Annotated in this window: 20 protein-coding genes; 10 read left to right on the top strand and 10 right to left on the bottom strand. The window is 69.1% G+C overall.

Translation table 11 applies throughout. The annotated features are described in order from the left end of the window. Nucleotides 1–7 precede the first annotated feature (7 nt). Entirely contained in the window at nucleotides 8–391 is a 384-nt protein-coding gene (locus tag IE302_RS18740) for a nuclear transport factor 2 family protein (RefSeq protein WP_191255806.1), read from the bottom strand. Between IE302_RS18740 and IE302_RS18735 the strand changes: the two genes are divergently transcribed. Beyond that, nucleotides 347–949, top strand: a complete 603-nt coding sequence (locus IE302_RS18735; RefSeq protein WP_308436890.1) for a TetR/AcrR family transcriptional regulator — start codon at nucleotides 347–349, stop codon at nucleotides 947–949. The genes IE302_RS18740 and IE302_RS18735 overlap by 45 nt on opposite strands. Before the next feature lie 106 nt (nucleotides 950–1055). Here the strand turns inward: IE302_RS18735 and IE302_RS18730 are convergent, their stop codons facing one another. Continuing rightward, nucleotides 1056–1508, bottom strand: a complete 453-nt coding sequence (locus IE302_RS18730; protein WP_191255805.1) for a DUF6918 family protein — start codon at nucleotides 1506–1508, stop codon at nucleotides 1056–1058. Between the two features lie 167 nt (nucleotides 1509–1675). Beyond that, on the bottom strand, nucleotides 1676–2200 hold the full coding sequence (locus IE302_RS18725) for a DUF2020 domain-containing protein (RefSeq protein ID WP_191255804.1): 525 nt from the start codon (nucleotides 2198–2200) through the stop codon (nucleotides 1676–1678). 97 nt (nucleotides 2201–2297) lie between these two features. Between IE302_RS18725 and IE302_RS18720 the strand changes: the two genes are divergently transcribed. From IE302_RS18720 to IE302_RS18710, 3 genes are all read left to right on the top strand, one after another. Further along, a complete protein-coding gene (locus IE302_RS18720) occupies nucleotides 2298–3020 on the top strand; it encodes a hypothetical protein (protein WP_191255803.1) in 723 nt (240 codons plus the stop codon). After that, a complete protein-coding gene (locus tag IE302_RS18715) occupies nucleotides 3020–3661 on the top strand; it encodes a pyridoxine/pyridoxamine 5'-phosphate oxidase (protein WP_191255802.1) in 642 nt (213 codons plus the stop codon). Before IE302_RS18720 ends, IE302_RS18715 begins: the two co-directional genes overlap by 1 nt. Before the next feature lie 94 nt (nucleotides 3662–3755). Further along, nucleotides 3756–5033: a M14 family metallopeptidase gene (locus IE302_RS18710; RefSeq protein ID WP_191255801.1), complete on the top strand. Its 1278-nt coding sequence runs from the start codon at nucleotides 3756–3758 to the stop codon at nucleotides 5031–5033. Nucleotides 5034–5036: 3 nt separating this feature from the next. On the opposite strand, the gene IE302_RS18705 is transcribed toward IE302_RS18710, so the two are convergent. Further along, on the bottom strand, nucleotides 5037–6224 hold the full coding sequence (locus IE302_RS18705) for a DNA glycosylase AlkZ-like family protein (protein ID WP_191255800.1): 1188 nt from the start codon (nucleotides 6222–6224) through the stop codon (nucleotides 5037–5039). A gap of 59 nt (nucleotides 6225–6283) precedes the next feature. On the opposite strand from IE302_RS18705, the gene IE302_RS18700 reads away from it, so the two are divergent. From IE302_RS18700 to IE302_RS18675, 6 genes are all read left to right on the top strand, one after another. Further along, nucleotides 6284–7282 (top strand): AraC family transcriptional regulator, encoded by a 999-nt coding sequence (locus tag IE302_RS18700; RefSeq protein ID WP_191255799.1) that lies wholly within the window; start codon nucleotides 6284–6286, stop codon nucleotides 7280–7282. A 10-nt stretch (nucleotides 7283–7292) separates the two neighbouring features. Continuing rightward, nucleotides 7293–8144, top strand: a complete 852-nt coding sequence (locus IE302_RS18695; protein ID WP_191255798.1) for an ADP-ribosylglycohydrolase family protein — start codon at nucleotides 7293–7295, stop codon at nucleotides 8142–8144. Between the two features lie 60 nt (nucleotides 8145–8204). Beyond that, nucleotides 8205–9269: a sensor histidine kinase gene (locus IE302_RS18690; protein ID WP_229907841.1), complete on the top strand. Its 1065-nt coding sequence runs from the start codon at nucleotides 8205–8207 to the stop codon at nucleotides 9267–9269. Continuing rightward, nucleotides 9260–9919: a response regulator gene (locus IE302_RS18685; RefSeq protein ID WP_191255796.1), complete on the top strand. Its 660-nt coding sequence runs from the start codon at nucleotides 9260–9262 to the stop codon at nucleotides 9917–9919. The genes IE302_RS18690 and IE302_RS18685 overlap by 10 nt, the downstream gene beginning before the upstream one ends. A gap of 64 nt (nucleotides 9920–9983) precedes the next feature. Then, complete coding sequence (locus IE302_RS18680) at nucleotides 9984–10916, top strand: alpha/beta hydrolase (protein WP_191255795.1); 933 nt, start codon at nucleotides 9984–9986, stop codon at nucleotides 10914–10916. A gap of 19 nt (nucleotides 10917–10935) precedes the next feature. Beyond that, complete coding sequence (locus IE302_RS18675; RefSeq protein WP_191255794.1) at nucleotides 10936–11334, top strand: MerR family transcriptional regulator; 399 nt, start codon at nucleotides 10936–10938, stop codon at nucleotides 11332–11334. On the opposite strand, the gene IE302_RS18670 is transcribed toward IE302_RS18675, so the two are convergent. The 6 genes from IE302_RS18670 to IE302_RS18645 all read right to left on the bottom strand — a co-directional run bounded on the left by IE302_RS18670 (nucleotide 11249) and on the right by IE302_RS18645 (nucleotide 16218). After that, complete coding sequence (locus IE302_RS18670; RefSeq protein ID WP_191255793.1) at nucleotides 11249–12721, bottom strand: DHA2 family efflux MFS transporter permease subunit; 1473 nt, start codon at nucleotides 12719–12721, stop codon at nucleotides 11249–11251. The genes IE302_RS18675 and IE302_RS18670 overlap by 86 nt on opposite strands. Continuing rightward, on the bottom strand, nucleotides 12718–12885 hold the full coding sequence (locus IE302_RS18665; protein ID WP_191255792.1) for a hypothetical protein: 168 nt from the start codon (nucleotides 12883–12885) through the stop codon (nucleotides 12718–12720). Before IE302_RS18665 ends, IE302_RS18670 begins: the two co-directional genes overlap by 4 nt. Beyond that, nucleotides 12882–14207 carry an amidase gene (locus IE302_RS18660; RefSeq protein ID WP_191255791.1) on the bottom strand — a complete coding sequence of 442 codons (1326 nt, stop codon included), beginning with the start codon at nucleotides 14205–14207 and terminating at the stop codon, nucleotides 12882–12884. The genes IE302_RS18665 and IE302_RS18660 overlap by 4 nt, the downstream gene beginning before the upstream one ends. A gap of 84 nt (nucleotides 14208–14291) precedes the next feature. Continuing rightward, nucleotides 14292–14795, bottom strand: a complete 504-nt coding sequence (locus tag IE302_RS18655; RefSeq protein WP_229907840.1) for a YbaB/EbfC family nucleoid-associated protein — start codon at nucleotides 14793–14795, stop codon at nucleotides 14292–14294. A 9-nt stretch (nucleotides 14796–14804) separates the two neighbouring features. Continuing rightward, the gene (locus tag IE302_RS18650; protein WP_191255790.1) at nucleotides 14805–15839 is read right to left on the bottom strand and encodes a hypothetical protein; all 1035 of its coding nucleotides are present in this window, start codon (nucleotides 15837–15839) and stop codon (nucleotides 14805–14807) included. Between the two features lie 7 nt (nucleotides 15840–15846). Then, on the bottom strand, nucleotides 15847–16218 hold the full coding sequence (locus IE302_RS18645; RefSeq protein ID WP_191255789.1) for a hypothetical protein: 372 nt from the start codon (nucleotides 16216–16218) through the stop codon (nucleotides 15847–15849). Nucleotides 16219–16228 lie beyond the last annotated feature (10 nt).

Here is a 16228-nt window from a genome sequence, read left to right as displayed (position 1 = left end):
GGCCCTTTCACGTCTCGGGGACGGTGCGGGTGAGCATGTTCCCCCGGCGCATCCGGCCGTCCTGGGTGAACTGCCCGAAGAAGTAGACCTCCAAAGTGAGGTCCCTCTTGCGGTTCGTCACGCGCAGAGTGCTCCGCGCGGCGATCCGGTCCCCGTTCGCGACCGCTTCGTGCACTTCCCAGCGCCCGGTGGGCCGGTTCTTGCGGACGGGGCGGGCGTGCTCGATGAGTTTGTCCCGGTCCATCCGGTGCCCGTCGGCGATCTGCACGATGTCCGGCGTGTGATAGCGGTCGACGATGACGCCCGCGTCTTCGTCGCTGTTCACCAGGTCGTCGTGGAAGGACCGGTGGAAATCCGCGATGAACTTCTTCGGGTCGGTGAAGGGCTCCATGGCGCTCCTGCTCCAGCAGGGGCCTCGATCCTGGACGCGGCGCTCCGGAAACTCGGCAGCGATCCCGACGCGGGCATCGAAGCCATCGCGGCCGACGCGGGCGTGACCCGGCAGACGGTCTACGCCCATTTCCCGTCACGAGGGGAACTGCTGGCGGCGGTGCTCGACCGGATCACCGAGGAGGCCGTCGCGGAAATGGACGCCGCGGACCTCGACGACGGCCCGGCGGCGGACGCGCTGATGCGCTTGCTCGAAGCCGCCCGCGGAACGTTCGAGCGGTATCCCGCGCTGCTCCGGAAGATCAATTCCGTTCCCACGGGCGCGGACGACGACGCGCGACGCCATTCACCGGTCACCGAGAGGCTCGAACGCGTCATCCGGCGCGGCAAGGCGGCCGGGGAGTTCGACGACCGGTTGCCGACCGGCTGGCTGGTGGCGGTGGTCGTCGGTCTCGGTCACGCCGCCGGCGCGGAAGCAGGCTCCGGCCGGATGTCCGGCGAGGAGGCGGCGGACGCGCTGCGCACCAGCCTGCTCCGCGTACTCGGCGCGACCCCTTGAAACGCGAAAAAGGGGCGCCCTCCACTCCCAACAGAACGTTGAAAGCGAACGGCGCCCCTTAGGCGCTTCAAGTCAGCGTGATTCGATCACGCTTCGCGCGATCGAATCACGCGTTCGCCGCGTGCTTGTCGATCAGCTGGCCGAGGCGGGGAAGGGCCTCCTCGACGTTCTTCTTGCCGTTCGGGCGCAGCTTCGAGTAGACCTTCTTGATGCTGTCGCGGCTGCTCTTGTCGGCGCGCGAGTCGGTGACCGACAGGAGCGCGTCGGAGGCCTCGTCGCCGCGGCCGACCAGGTAGGCGCCGAAGTCGTTGCCGCCCTTGGCCTTGTAGTCGCCGTAGAACGGCTCGAGGGCACCGGCGAAGTCGTCGAGCAGGGTGTCGACGGCGGCGGGGATGATGCCCGGCTTGATCTTCTTGACGGCCGCGAAGCCGGTCTTCACGACGGCACCGGAAACGCCGCCCTTGTCCGAGACCTCAGCGTCGACGAGGCCTTCGAAGTCGGTCACGACCGCCGGGCGACGGCTGGAGTCGAGCAGGATTTCCTTGAGGGTTGCAGCCACGAAACTCGTCCTTTGTCCTATGGGGAGAAATTGATCTTTTGCGCCGCCGAGCCACACCGCAAGGCGGCCTCCGCCGGATCTGGCGTCGCGCTGGTCCCGCGAACCGTCGCGCGTGCGGCACAGGGTAGTACAAGATCAACTTCACTCTGACGTGTGGATACCACTACCTAGAGCTTAAGCTCACCGATAGCCTCCTTCGCCACCGTACGTGCCTTGATGCTCTGCTTCTGGTTGGTGGTCACGACTACCGCGTTCCTGCCCTTCGCGACGGCGTAAACGGCGCCCTCCCCGGAGGGTTGGTAGCCGCCCTTCCAGCCCGCCGGTTCGTCGGCCGGGTTGGAGGTGTCGATGGGTGCCGCCTGATCGACCATCGCCTTGGCCACGGCGGGTTCCCCGACGTACACGCGCACCGTGAGCTGCAGTTTCCCGCTGAGCGCGTAGAAGAAGCAGGCCGGATGCGGCTGGTCCGCCGAGGTCTTGACCTTGGAGACCTTCTGCCCGTTGGCGTCCGAGACGAACTCGGTGCCGAGATACGGGCACGGGCCTTTGCCGGTGGGTTCCGGTGCGGGCGGGACCTGGGGCGCCGGAGTGTTCGACGGCGTGGGCGAACTCGCCGCGGGCGGCGGCTGTTCCGTCGGCCCGCAGGCCGCCAGCAGCGGCACGACGAGCGGCAAGATCAGAAGACGTCGCATGATGGTCCAGTGAAGCAGATCGGATCACCGCGTCGTCGCATCCATCCGCCCTGTTCATGCGACGATGGCCGTGCGTAGCGGTCTTCAGGAGGCATCAGTGCTCACCAAGGAGCAGTACCTGGGTGCGGTGGCAGAGCGTATCCAGCGCAGCGGGGGCAGGCTGAACACCGTCCAGATCGGCCCGAGCGCGGCCGTCGTGGGCCTGTTCACCGAGTCGGTGATGATGTCGACGATGAACTACTGCGTGGTCGCGGCGGCGATCCCGGAGGTGACCGCGCCCGCGTTGTACGACTTCACCGGGCTGGCGACGCAGCACGCGCGCGCGAACGTGATGGGCACCGTCGGCTGGACGGCCGCTTCGGTGGTGATCGCCGGGCTGATCGGTGACCGGGTGTATCCGGACGCCGCGCAGGCCGCGTCGGCGAAGTCCGGCAACCAGTTCGGCGGCGAGACGCGCATGGTGGCCGTCGACGTCTCGGCGGCGCAGATGTACGCGTTCGTCGGCGGGAAGCTCTGGGGCGCGGCGGTTCAGGGTTCGGTCAACGCGAAGCTGACATTCTGTTTCCCGCAGCCCGCCGAGGTCTATCAGCAGGTGCAGTGGCAGCAGTCGCAGGGCCAGCAGCCGCCGATGCCGCCGGGACCGCCGATGCCGCCGCCCGGTCAGCAGCCGCCTCCCGGCTGGCAGCCGCAGCAGCCCCCGCCGCCGCAGTACCCGGTCGGGCCGCCGCCCGCGCAGGGTCCGCCGCCGGGTCAGCATCCGCCGCACTATCCGCCGCCCGCGCCCGGCTATCCGCCGCATCAGCGTCCGCCGGGGTACTGATGGAGCGCACGCTGCGCGGCTGGCCGTCGTTTCCCCGGGAGCTCCCGGAGTTCGACATCGAGGCCGCGCCGTCCGGTCCTCGCGAGCTGTTTCTCGAATGGCTCGACGAAGCCGGCGAACACGTCCTGGCGCCGCATGCCGTCACTCTGTCCACAGTGGACGCCGATGGGGTGCCGGACGCGCGGGTCGTGATCCTCAAGGACGTCGACGGCGACACCTGGGCGGTCGCGACGAGTTCCGAAAGCCCGAAAGGTGTTCAGCTGGCGAAGAATCCGTTCGCCGCGCTGACGTTCTTCTGGCCGGGACGAGGTCGCCAGATCCGGCTGCGCGGCCCGGTGGAACTCGCCGCGCCCGAGGTATCCGCGGCCGATTTCACCGCACGCCCGCCCGCTTCCCGGGTCGAGGCGTTCATCGGCAGGCAGTCCCAGGTGCTGGAGGATCCGGCCGATCTCGACCGCGCGGCCGAGGAAGCGCGCCGGTGGGTCGAGAAGAACCCGGACGTGGCACCGGAAACCTGGACCCGCTATCTGGTGACGCCGTCCGAAGTGGAGTTCTGGCAGGCGAGCCACGATCGACGGCACAAGCGGCTCCGCTACCGGCACGAAAAGGACATCTGGGTCAAAGACCGTCTCTGGCCGTAAACGGCAACTGGGAACGACGATCGTCGGGTTGTCGTGGATGATTCACTTCGGCGACGGTGAACGCCACCTTGTCCCCAGATCGTTCGGAGGCGAAATGTCCACACGCCGTCGCATTTGGGGCGCCTTGGCCGCCACAGGGCTCGCCCTGTTGGCCGTCACGACGCCCGTCGCGAGCGCACAGACCGGCGACCCGGCGAGAGGGTTGTACTCGGTGGAGGGCGCGAACGACTCCGCGAAGCGCACCGCCGTCGCCCGCACCGGTGTCGACGTCGCGGGCTCTCGCGGCGGCGCGCTGACCATCGTGGCCACGCCCGATCAGGCCGCGAGCCTGCGCGCGAACGGGTTCAGCCTGAAGCCGCTCGGCGATTTCGACAGCATGCTGAAGCAGCGCAGTGCCCGGGCGGGCACCGCGGCCGTCGCGGGCGACTTCCCGCCGGGCGACGAGGCGTACCACACCTACGCCGAAACGACCGCTGAGCTGCAGAAGGCCGCGAAGGACCACGGCGACATCGCGACGCTGTCCAGCGTGGGCAAGTCATACGAGGGCCGTGAGCTCAACGTGCTGAAGATCAGCGACAACGCGGCCAAGGACGAGGACGAGCCCGAGGTCCTGTTCACCTGCAACCAGCACGCGCGCGAGCACCTCACCACCGAGATGTGCCTGCGGATCGTGAACCGGTTCACCAGCGGATACGCGAGCGACCCGGCCATCAAGAAGATGGTCGACGAGCACGAGATCTACGTGATCCCGAACGTCAACCCGGACGGTTCCGAGTACGACATCACCGGCGGCGAGTACCAGGGCTGGCGCAAGACGCGGAAGCCCGTGCCGGGCAGCAGCGCGGTCGGCACCGACCCGAACCGCAACTGGGACTACAAGTGGAACTGCTGCGGCGGGTCGAGCAACAGCCCGTCCGCCGAGGACTACCACGGTCCGTCGGCGTTCTCCGAGTCCGAGACCAAGGCGGTCGCGGACTTCATCGACTCCCGGGTGGTCGGTGGCGCGCAGCAGATCAAGGCGCACATCGACTTCCACACCTTCTCGGAACTGGTGCTCTGGCCGTACGGCTACACGAAGGACGCGACCGACACCGGCCTGAACGAAGAGGAAGCGAAGCGCTTCGCCGATGTCGGCAAGCAGATGGCAGGCACCAACGGCTACACGCCGGAGCAGTCCAGCGATCTGTATGTCACCGACGGCGACATCAACGACTGGGCGTGGGGCAAGCACAAGATCCTCAGCTACACCTTCGAGATGTACCCGAAGGACGGTGGGCTCGACGGCTTCTACCCGCCCGCTTCGGTGATCCCGGAGCAGACCGCCCGCAACGACAAGGCCGTCGACATCCTGATCAACGAGGCGAAAGCCTGATCATCATCGGGAACTGAGATCGGCCACTCGCGACGCCCGGCTCTTCGGCGAATCCAAGCTGAAGCTCCGGGCGTCGCCCAGTCGGTCACGGACGAATTCCTGGGTCTCCGCGACCGTCTCGCGCAGCGCGGCGTCCTCGTCCCCGAAGAACCGGTAGACGATCTTGTTCGTCTCGGTGTCGAACTCCCACAGGCCGGCGAAGCGGCCCCGGTCGACGATCAGGTGGCTCGGCGGGTCCGGGTGGCCGCCCAGCGTCTCCCCCGCGCGGCCACCCGGCACCGGTCGTTCGACGTCGGCGTCGTCGAGCAGCCGCGACATCTCGCGGTGCAGGAGATGGATTCCGTCGATCCCGGCGAGCAGCGCGTACGACGGCTTCGACGGCACGGTGAAGGCGGCGAACTCGTCCGAGAGCTCCTTGGACATCAGCAGATCGGTGCCGTCGAGCGGGACGAGATCCAGCGGTTCCACGGCCTTCTTGGCGTGCGCCGCGGTGAAACCGGAGAACCAGCGGAAATGCTTGAGTGACGCCGGAGCGGCCCACGAGAAGTACCGCCGCGCCAGTTCCGTCCGCGCGGTGTCCATATCGGACAGTGCGCCGCGCGGGGACGGCGTCCAGCGGACATAGCCGTACCGCTGCTGGTCCAGCCGTCCGTTGACCGGGACCCGGCGGATGTCGCCGCGCGACTGGAGCAGGCCGAGCGCGAGCGGCAACGTCGTGGTGGTGCCGCGTTTGCGGCCCGCCTCCCCGAGGGTGCGCACCGCGGTTCCGGCGGCGTCCTTGATCGCGGCCGGGCCGAGCGGTTCGGCGGACGCTTCGAGCAGGTCTGCGACGGTGACGCACAACTGCTCGACCTCGGCCTGCGTGACGCCGAGGTACTTCTCCGCGGCCGCGAGTTCGCCCGCGGGCGCCGCGGCTCCGACGGTCAGGCCCAGTTCGAAATCCGCCGAAGGAAGGACGTAGGTGCAGCCGCGGGCCGAGGGCAGTTCGTGGATGGCGAGCCGGGCGACGTCCGCGTCGACCGTCGCCCGATCGAGGCGGGCCCTGGCGAACAGCCCGAGATAGGGCGCGGAACCGCCGACCGAGCGTATCCAGCCGGTCCGCTCCAGCACGTCGGCCGCCGGTGACCCGTGCAGCGATCCGTCGAGACCTTGACGATGTGCCCACCACGCGCGCAGCTTCTCGGTCGCCATGACTCCACGGTATGGGTATTCACTGACACCACGCAGGCTGAGCCTGGCACGATCGGCTGGTGCGCAAACGGTTCTCGGAAGGCTCTCCGATCGCGTCGACGGTGGTCACCGGCGACGACTTCGGCGAACTCGAGCACACCTTCCAGGCGTTCCTCGCGCCGGACTCGGTCAAGCTGCACACCCCCGCGCCCACCGGATCCTTCGACATCTCCCAGCTCAGCGGCCTCCGCATCCCCGGAATCGACCCCGGCGGTCTCTCGGTCTACGAGCTGACGCTGGACTCCGACGTGGTGCTGCAGGGTGAGGAGACCCCGGACGCGTACACCGTGGTCGTCACCCTCGGCGGCCGGAGCCAGGTCCGGATCGACGGCGAGATCGTCCCGTCACGGCATGTCGTGACCGGTCCGGAGACGCGGTTCCAGACCACCTACGACCATCCCGACATCCTGCTGCTCCGCATGGGCAAACAGCTGATCGCGGACACGATGCGCGAGCGGCTCGGTGAGGCGCCGACGTCCACGCTGCGGTTCGATCCGCTGATCACGTCGAGCATGGACCAGTGGCTCACCCTGCTGCACACCTTCAGCGAGACCGCCGCGTCCGGCCTGTTCGACCGGTCGCCGCTGGCCGCCTCGCATTTCGAAAAACTCCTGCTCCACGGGCTCCTCGACACCCAGCCCCATTCGATGTCCGGCAATCTCGCCGAAGAACGGTCGCGGCCGAAATCGACGGCGGTGCGCCGCGCGATGACCTACTGCGAGGAGCACGCGGCCGAACCGGTGTCGATCGGCGAGCTGGCGATGGCCGCGCGGACCAGCGTGCGCGCGCTGCAGATGGCGTTCCGGACGGAACTCGGGCTGACGCCCCTGGAATATCTGCGGCGAATCCGGCTCGACCACGTGCACCACGACCTGCTCGCGATCGCGCAGGGGCGCGCCGAAGGCACCGTCACCGACGTCGCGCTGCGCTGGGGTTTCACGCATCTCGGCCGGTTTTCCGGTCTCTACCGCGACGCTTACGGCAAACTCCCTTCGGAAACGGCACGACTCACCGCCTGAAGGGGTCCGGATGCTGGTCGAACTGGCCATCGGCGACGCGTACGGGGGCTCCTTCGAGCACGCGTACCCGAGCTTCGTCGCCGAGCACAACACGCTGACCGGTTACGTGCCGCATCCCGGCCAGCTCGGCGTCCCGGCCGGCCGCTACACCGACGACACGCAGATGACGATCGCGATCGCCGAACTGCTCGTGTCCGGACGCCGGTGGACACCGCCGCTGCTCGCCGAGCAGTTCGTCCGGGCGTATCACCGCGATCCGCACGACGGCTACGCGCCGCGTTTCCATCAGCTGCTCAGTGAGGTCCAGGACGGCGAAGAGCTGCTTCGACGGCTTCAGCCGCAGAGCGACAAGAGCGGGGCGGCCATGCGCGCCGGGCCGATCGGGCTCCTGCCGACCGTCGACGACGTCCTCTACCACGCGAAACTGCAGGCCAGGATCACGCACGACACCCCGGCCGGGATCGCCGCGGCGCAGGCGGCGGCGCTCGCCGTCCACTACTGCCACCATCGCCTCGGGCCGGTGTCCGAGGTCGCGCGGTGGGTCGAAGGGATCCTTCCCGAGGACGTCGGGCACGGCGGCTGGGCGCGGCCGTGGTCGGGCAAGATCGGCCCGCAGGGCTGGATGAGCGTCCGCGCCGCGCTGACCGTGCTCGCCGCGGGCGGCGGCCTCGCCCGGATGCTCCACACCTGCGTCGCGTTCACCGGCGACGTCGACACCGCGGCGACCATCGCGCTGGCCGCCGCATCCCGTTCGCCCGAGGTGGCGCAGGACCTGCCGCCGGTGCTGTGGCGCGACCTGGAGAACGGCGAGTACGGCCGCGACTATCTGGCGAGACTCGACGAGCAGCTGCTGCGCATCTGACGTAGGCGAGATCCACAGAACGCGGACGTGTCCGTGGACTCGTTTCGGCAGACTGGGCCGGTGAAGTGGCTGATGCGGAGCGGCGTGGCAGCCGGTTGGCTCGCGGTGAGCGCGGCGCTCGTCGTCGGCACGGCGAATCTCGAACCCGGTCACGGAGAACGCCCGGTCGACGCGCTCGGATACACCGTCGTCGCGCTCGCCTGTGTCACACTCGCCGGTGTCCGGCGATGGCCGACGGCGACAGCGGTGACGGAAACGTTTGCCCTGCTGTTCTACCTGGGGTTCGGCTATCCCGACGGTCCGGTGTTGTTCGCCGGGCTCGTGCCGTTGTTCGCGCTCGGAACCCTTCGCCCGCGAAAGCGCGCGTACGCCGTCGCGAGCGGAATGGCGGCGACGGTCGTCGGCACGAACCTGGTCACCGCCGGGGTGGGCGTCATCGATCTGGTCTTCGTCGGCTGGGCAGGCGTCGCGGTCTTCGCGGCCGACGCGCTTCGAGGACGCCGTGAGCGGACAGCGGCCGCGGAACAGGCCGAACGCGATCGCGTCCTCGGCGAGCGGCTCCGGATCGCACGGGATCTGCACGACAGCGTGGGTCACGCGATGGCCGTCATCAACGTCCAGTCGGGCATGGCCCGGCACGTGCTCGACGAGCATCCCGAAATGGCGAAGGAAGCGCTCGAAGTCGTCCGCACGGTCAGCGGCACCATCCTCGACGAACTGAACGCGATGGTGCGGCTGCTGCGCGAGGACAGCGCCCCGCTCCGGCCGTCACCGGGTCTGGCGGATCTTCCCGCCCTGGTCGCTTCGACGAATCGGGCCGGCCTGGTCGTCACGCTGGCACTCGATGCTCCCGGGATCGGGCAGCCCGTCGCCGGCGCGGTGTACCGGATCGTCCAGGAGTCGCTCACGAACGCCGCGAAACACGGGGCTTCCGGTGCCGAGGTGACGGTGACGGCGAGCGAGGACGGCCTGCGGCTCGACGTGCTCAACGAGGTCGGCGAGCCTGGCAAGGACGTCCCCGGTGCCGGGATCATCGGCATGAGGGAACGGGCGCAGGCGACCGGCGGCACGCTGACCGCGCGCCGCGAGGACGAAAGGTTCCGGGTGAGCGCGCGATGGCCGTGATCAGGGTGGTGCTGGCCGACGACCAGCTACTCGTGCGGTCCGGATTCGCGGCGTTGCTGCGCGTGGAAGCCGGGATCACCGTGGTGGGCGAAGCGGACGACGGCGAAGCGGCCGTGGCCGTGGTCGCGGAGACCAGGCCGGACGTGGTCCTGATGGACGTCCGCATGCCCGGGATCGACGGGATCGAGGCGACCCGCCGGATCGTGGCCGACGACCGGCAGGCCGGGGTCCGCGTCATCATGCTGACCACCTTCGACCTCGACGAGTACGTTTTCGACGCCTTGCGCGCGGGCGCCAGCGGGTTCCTGCTCAAACACACCAAGCCCGCCGACCTCGTCGAAGCGGTCCGGGTGGTCGCCGCGGGCGACGCGCTCCTCTCGCCGAGCGTGACGCGGCGGCTGATCGCGGAATTCACCACGCGGCCCTCGCGTCCGATGCCCCGTGCGGAGGGTTCCGCGTTCACCGAACGGGAGCACGAGGTCGTCCAACGGGTCGCACAGGGCATGTCGAACGAGGAAATCGCGCGGGAGTTCGTCATCAGCGCGGCGACGGTCCGGACGCACGTCAGCCGCGCGATGGCGAAGGTGAACGCGCGCGATCGCGCACAACTGGTGGTGTTCGCCTATCGAAGCGGGCTGGTGCACGTTTGACGTAGCCGCCGATCTCCACAGCGGCACGACGACGCGACCCCGGGCCGGGACCGAAGCTTTCCTCATGAAATTCCTTGCGAAAGCGGTCTTGCTGGCCGCGGTCCTTTCTCCGCTGGGCGCCACGACGGCGGTCGCCACCGAACGACCGGCCCGCTGCGCCGAACAGCGGTTTCCGGTCGAGGTGAACGGCGAACGGCGGATCATCGCGGGCGAACTCTGCGTCCGGGGCAGGCTCGGCGCCCGCACCCCGCTGCAGGTGCTGCTGCACGGCGGCACCTACGACCGCGCGTACTGGGACTGGCCGTTCCAGCCGCGGCGATACTCCTATGTGGACAGTGCGACGCGGGCAGGGTACGCGACGCTGAACCTCGACAGGCTCGGCTACGGCCGCAGCAGCCGCCCGGATCCGGAGAGGCTCGACTTCGCCGCCGGCGGGGACGCCGTCCACCAGGTGGTCCGGCAACTGCGGCCGCGGTTCCGCACGATCATCCTCAATGGACATTCGATGGGCGGACTCGTCGCGGAACGGGCCGCCGAACGGGGCGGGGTCGACGCCGTGATCGTCAGCGGCATCCCCCGTGACCGGCCCGGTGCGCGCGACAAGGCCGCGTCGCCGTTCCATCCCGCCGAACAGGACCCGAAGTTCGCCGGGAAGCCGTGGGCTCGCGGCTACCTCACGACACGTCCGGGCGTGCGCGCGCAGACCTTCCACCATCCGGGTACCTACGACCCGGCGATCATTCCTTTCGAAGAAGCCCTGAAAGACACCGTGGCGTCGGCCGAACTCCGCTCGGTGGGACCCGGCGCCACGAAACGATCGGCACCGAAGGTCCCGACCGCGTACGTGCTCGGCGAGCACGACACGCTGGTCTGCGGGGGCGGCGACTGCGGCGCGGACGAGATCGTGCGTGGCAGCGGCCACTCGATCAACACCAGTCTCGCCGCGCAGAGTTTCTACCGGTGGACCTTCACCTGGCTCACTCGCAAGTTAGGGTAACCTAACTTAGACTGGTCTCATGACTTCCTTGACGCCGGTTCGCGAGGCCGCCGACCATTTCGGGCTGGCGATCTCGACCCTGCACTACTGGGAGCGCCGCGGGCTGATCACCGCTTCCCGCCGCTCGGGACAGCGGTATTACGACGACGACCAGCTGTATCGCATCGCGCTGATCAAGCACTGGCGGCGGATCGGCGGGCTGGGCCTGTCCAAGATCACCGAACTGCTCGCCGAACAGCACCGCTGGCGTGAGGTGGTGGCGGGCCAGCTCGCCGAGATCGAACGGGAGCGTGCGCGGCTCGACACCGCGCACGACTACCTGGTCGAGCTCCTCACCTGTCGCCGTGAGGGGAGCCTTGAAGACTGCCAGTGGTTCCGTGACCGGGTCGACCTGCCCGCGCACGCGGTGGCGAGCTGAGTCCCGGCATCGCGACCGCCGCGACCACGGCCGCCGCCACGAGACAGACGGCGGAAGCGAGGAAAGCGGCGGTGTAGCCGTGTACCTGCGCCTCTCCCGTCGAACCGCCGGTCTGCCAGGCGGCGGTCACCGCCGCCGCGAGCGCGGTCAGTCCGGCGAGGCCGATCGCGCCGCTGGTCTGCCGGACCGTGTTCAGCAGACCGGCGGCCAGGCCGTTCTGCTGCTCCGGCACCCCGCTGGTGGCGGCCACGGTGATCGGGGTGAAGGCCGCGGCCGTCCCGAATCCGAAGACCATCCCGGGCAACAGCACGGAAACGACGTACGAGGCGTGCGGACCGGTCAGCGCGGCGACTCCGGTGAGACCCACCGCGCCGATCGCGCAGTACAGCGCCGTCGCGCGCCGGGGTCCCAGCCGCACCGACAACCCGCCCGCCGTCCGCGCGCCGGCGAACATCGCCACGCCCACCGGCAGATACGCCAGTCCGGCCCGCAACGGCGAGTACCCATGGACGTCCTGCAGGTACAGCGAAAGCAGGATCGGGCTGGCGAGGAAACCCAGCCCCAGCAGGAAGATCACCACGTTGCCGCTACTGACCGAACGCAGCCGGAAGATCCCGAGCGCGACCAGCGGTTCGTCGGCCCACCGATGCTGGTGCACCAGGAAGACGCCGAGCAGGGTGAGCCCGCCGAGCAGCGGCAGCAGGACGGACCCGCTTCCCCAGCTCATCGCCGAAGACCGCATCACCGCGTAGACCACGCCGACGAGTCCCGCCGTCGACAGCACCGCGCCGAGCACGTCCAGCCTGCCGCGCGGGCGGCTTCGATCCTTCGGCGGCAGCACCGTGGCGGCGGCGACGGCCACCACCCCGATCGGGATGCTGACGAAGAACACCCAGCGCCAGCCCGCCCATTGGGTCAGCAGTCCGCCGATCACCGGCCCCGCCGCGGCGGCGACGGCGCCCATCGCGCTCCAGGTGCCCAAGGCCCGCGCGCGGCGGGCGGGTTCGGTGAACGTCGTGGTCAGCAGGGACAGCGTCACCGGCATCAGCAACGCGCCGCCGAACCCTTGCACCGTCCGGGCGACCAGCAGCGTTTCCGGTGAACCCGCCAGCCCGGCGGCGAGCCGCGCGACGGTGAACAGGCTCATGCCGAGCACGAACATCCGCCGTACCCCGAATTCGTCGCACAGCCGGCCGCCCAGCAACAGGAACCCGGCGAAAGCGAGCGTGTACGCGTTCACCACCCAGGTCAGCGCGCCGGCGGAGAACCCGAGGCCGAACCGGATAGCGGGCAGGGCGACGGAAACGATCGTCGCGTCGAGGATGACCACGAACGATCCCGCGCAGGCCAGCGCGAGCACGGTGCCTTCACCGGGACGGCGCGTCATGCCCGCCCTCCGTTCGGCACCGGCGCGACTTCGCGGTCCATCGGCACCGCGTACAGGGAATCCACTGTGGACAGCCAGCGCAACCGGGCCAGCGCTCGTTTATCGGACTCGTCAGCAGGGAGTTCCGCCTTGGCCAGCAAGAGATCGAGCAGCTCCGGGGTCATCGCGCCCCCTGGATCGCGTCGCCGACCCGCAGGACGGTCGCCTCGTCGAAAAGGCGGCCCGCCAGCTGCAGGGACAGCGGCAGACCGTCACCGGTCTTCCCCATCGGTACGGCGAGCACCGGATTCCCGACGCCGTTCCAGTACGGCGTCGTGATCTTCTCGAAGACTTCCGCGTTCTGCTGCCCCGCATCGTCCGGGACGTCTTCGAGCAGCGGAGCGCCGATCGACGCGACCGGACTCGCGATCACATCGACGTCGTCGAACAGGCGCGCCAGTTCCTGTCGCACCGCCTGCCGAACCCGTTGTGCCTGCACGTAATCGGCGCCGGACACCAAGGCGCCCGCCGCGAAGATCGCTCGCGCCGAGACGCCGAAGTCCGGCCATCTCGTGCTCAGCCCGGCCCGGTGGTGGGCAAGGGCTTCGCAGCTCGCGGTGACCAGCACCGCGGTGGTCAGCTCGCTCCAGTGCGGCAGCGCGACCTCGACCAGCGTGGCCCCCAGGTTCTCCGCGACGGAGAGCGTTTCGTCGAAAGCGGGGCCCAGCGCGGGATCGGCGTCCTCGGGGAAGTGGTGTTCCCGGACGACCCCGATCCGCAACCCCGCGAGGTCACCGGTGAATTCCGGTGCCACGAAAGGAACTTCGGCGATGACCTCCAGCAGTGCCGCGCAGTCGCGCGCGGTGCGGGCGAGCGGACCGACCCGGTCGAGGGTGTGCGCGAGCGGCACGCACCCCGCCCCGGAGACCCGCCCGTAGGTCGGCATCAATCCGGTGACACCGCAGAACGCGGCGGGCATTCGGATACTGCCGGCGGTGTCCGTGCCGAGCCCGGCGAAGAACATCCCGGCGGCGATCCCGCTCGCCGTCCCCGAACTGGATCCGCCCGCCCATCGTCCGGTGTCCCAGGGATTCCGCGGGATCGGGAACGGTTTGGCGCGATCCGGGACCCCGCAGCCGAATTCCATCGTCGAGGTCTTCCCGACGATCACCCCGCCCGCGTCCTTCACCCGCGTCGTCACCGCCGCGTCGAGGCCCTGCCCCCAGTCGAGCACGACACTCTGCGCGGTCGTCGGCCCCTCCGCGACGGCGATGAGATCCTTGACGCCCAGCGGGATTCCCTGCAGCGGACCGCGATCGACACCGGCCGCGAACGCCCGGTCCGCCCGTCGCGCCGACGCCAGCGCCTGATCCGGGAACCGGGCGATGTACACGCCGAGTTCGTCTTCGGCGGCCAGCGCGCGTTCCGCCAATTCGACGCTGGTCACTTCTCCGCGACGCAACGCCTGCCCGGCTTCGAGTACCGAGCCCCCGTGTTCTGTCCGCACGACAACCCCTCCGGTCCGGCGGCGCCGATCTGGCGCCGCCGGGACCAGGGTGCAAACTGAAGCGCGGTTGAGCGCAAGGCCGTACTACCAGGAAGGGTTGTACCGCAGGCCTTGCTCGTAGTACTGGTCGTCGGATTCCGCCGGTGCGGACCGCTCGTCCTGGTCCGGCCCGGCCGGTTCTTCCGAGCGGTCCTTGAGTACGACGTTCTCCGTCTCCGCCGGCGCCCGGCGCGGCGCGGGAGAAGCCGTTTCGCCCGAGTCCTGGTACGCCGGGGAGAACCCGAGCCGCCAGCGGAGCCTGTCCGTGATGTACCCGGCGTTGCCGATCGGCGCCATCAGCTCCGCGCTGCGTTTCGCGGATCCTTGCTGCGCTTCCTGGTAGGTCCGCATGACGGCGTCCGCGATCTCGGCGGGTGACATCCGCGACGCGGCGTCACTCACTCTGAGCCGCGTCATCACGCCGTCGGTGTTGACCGAAACGGAAACGGCGCCGTCCGGCGAAGACGCGTCCACCGACAAGGCGGCCAACGCTTCGAGCATCGCTTGCCGGTCGGCGGGCGGCTTCTTGGGCGCCGGTTTGTCAGCCACGATCCTCCATCAGTCCGTCGGCAGCGGTGACAGTTCCATCGGCGGCTGCTCGATCTTGCCGTCGTTCGAGATGTCGACGTTCTTGTCCCGGACCCGCTTTTCCGTTCCCTTGTCGGTGTTCTCCGTTTCGAAGTTGCCGGGGTCGAAGGTCTCGCCCGGGCTGACGTCCGGCGGATCGGGGATGATCGGCAGGTTGTTGATCTCGACGTTGATCTTCGAAATCAGGGACTCGGTCGCCCGGAACATGCTCTCCCGGATGTTGACCACGCCGTCGTGGAAGCTGTTGTAGATGGATTCGGGGCTGTCCCCGACGATGTCGGCCTGCACGGTGGCCGCGGTGGCGAGCCCGGCACCGGCCGCGGCGCCGGCGACCTGGACCCCGTTCGCGGTGGTGAAGAACGCCGCCGCGGTGAGGCCGCCCGCCGGTGGCACGGCCGCCACGAGCAAGGCGGTGACAGCGGCCGCGAAGGTCGCCGCCAGCGCCTTCTGCAAGGCGGATTCGTCTTGCCGTTCCTTGTCGTCCCGGTACTTTTCCGCGGCGGTCAGGTAGGAGGCGGCCAGGTTGCTCAGGTCGCCCCGTGCGGTCGCGATGGCGTCGCGCGCGGCGACGATGTCTGCTTCCAGCACGGTGAGTTTGGTGCCGACCCGGGCATAGGTGTTCACCAAACCCTGGATGTAGCTCTTGGCGCTTTCGGCCCCTTCACCGCGCCACTTGAGAAGCAGGGCCAGCGACCGGTCGAGCGGCGCTTTCGTGTCCTGGAAGGAGTTCCAGAGACCTTCGTAGGCCTCGATCATGGTCTGCAGGCTGTTCTCTCCGACGAGCTCGGCGTCGGAGAACTCCACGAAGAAGTCGCGGACCTGTTCTTTTCGCCCGCCGCTCCAATCGACGTCGCCGCCGAAGAACTGCATGAAAAGGAGATCCGTCGCGGCGAGGGCCTTTTCGGCACCCGCGGTGAGATCGTCGGAGATTCCCTCGAGAAGTTTGGCGTTTCCGTCCTCTTCGGAGGTGGTCTCCGCGTCCAGTGCGTTGAAGTACCCGTCCATCCCCGCGCTACCCCTGTTCCCCGTTTGCCACGCGGTTCATCCGCTGCTTGTTGTCTTCGTCGACGGACTCGTAAAGCTCCGCGACCCGCGCCAGCGCGTGGCTGGCGTCCTGCGTGCTCTGGTGCAGCTTCGCGAGCATCTTCTCGACGGCGGCGCGGTGTTCCTCGTAGGCGGCCGAAACCCCGCGCATGCCCAAGGACTTCCCGAACGCGGTATCCGGCGCGAACATGCCGGGGAGGAAGCCGCCCGTGAGCGGGTCGGGAGCGGGCACGTCCTGCCCTCTCACCCCGGTGTGCGCGGTGCTGACGATGTCAGCGGCTTTTCCCAGTTCCTTGCTCGACGCCCTGAGATCGTCGAGGTCGGTTTCGAAACCGATCATGATTCCACCT

It is taken from the genome of Amycolatopsis oliviviridis, from assembly GCF_014654365.1.
Taxonomy (GTDB): Bacteria; Actinomycetota; Actinomycetes; order Mycobacteriales; family Pseudonocardiaceae; genus Amycolatopsis; species Amycolatopsis oliviviridis.
Note: the sequence above shows the minus strand (reverse complement) of the source record. Positions and strands in the feature narration are given on the sequence as shown.

Coding starts and splice junctions, on each gene's coding strand:
- IE302_RS18695 (WP_191255798.1), top strand. CDS start 7,293: ATGCTGGTCGAACTGGCCATCGGCGACGCGTACGGGGGCTCCTTCGAG.
- IE302_RS18650 (WP_191255790.1), bottom strand. CDS start 15,839: ATGGACGGGTACTTCAACGCACTGGACGCGGAGACCACCTCCGAAGAG.
- IE302_RS18725 (WP_191255804.1), bottom strand. CDS start 2,200: ATGCGACGTCTTCTGATCTTGCCGCTCGTCGTGCCGCTGCTGGCGGCC.
- IE302_RS18645 (WP_191255789.1), bottom strand. CDS start 16,218: ATGATCGGTTTCGAAACCGACCTCGACGATCTCAGGGCGTCGAGCAAG.
- IE302_RS18740 (WP_191255806.1), bottom strand. CDS start 391: ATGGAGCCCTTCACCGACCCGAAGAAGTTCATCGCGGATTTCCACCGG.
- IE302_RS18685 (WP_191255796.1), top strand. CDS start 9,260: ATGGCCGTGATCAGGGTGGTGCTGGCCGACGACCAGCTACTCGTGCGG.
- IE302_RS18680 (WP_191255795.1), top strand. CDS start 9,984: ATGAAATTCCTTGCGAAAGCGGTCTTGCTGGCCGCGGTCCTTTCTCCG.
- IE302_RS18705 (WP_191255800.1), bottom strand. CDS start 6,224: ATGGCGACCGAGAAGCTGCGCGCGTGGTGGGCACATCGTCAAGGTCTC.
- IE302_RS18665 (WP_191255792.1), bottom strand. CDS start 12,885: ATGACCCCGGAGCTGCTCGATCTCTTGCTGGCCAAGGCGGAACTCCCT.
- IE302_RS18670 (WP_191255793.1), bottom strand. CDS start 12,721: ATGACGCGCCGTCCCGGTGAAGGCACCGTGCTCGCGCTGGCCTGCGCG.
- IE302_RS18710 (WP_191255801.1), top strand. CDS start 3,756: ATGTCCACACGCCGTCGCATTTGGGGCGCCTTGGCCGCCACAGGGCTC.
- IE302_RS18715 (WP_191255802.1), top strand. CDS start 3,020: ATGGAGCGCACGCTGCGCGGCTGGCCGTCGTTTCCCCGGGAGCTCCCG.
- IE302_RS18675 (WP_191255794.1), top strand. CDS start 10,936: ATGACTTCCTTGACGCCGGTTCGCGAGGCCGCCGACCATTTCGGGCTG.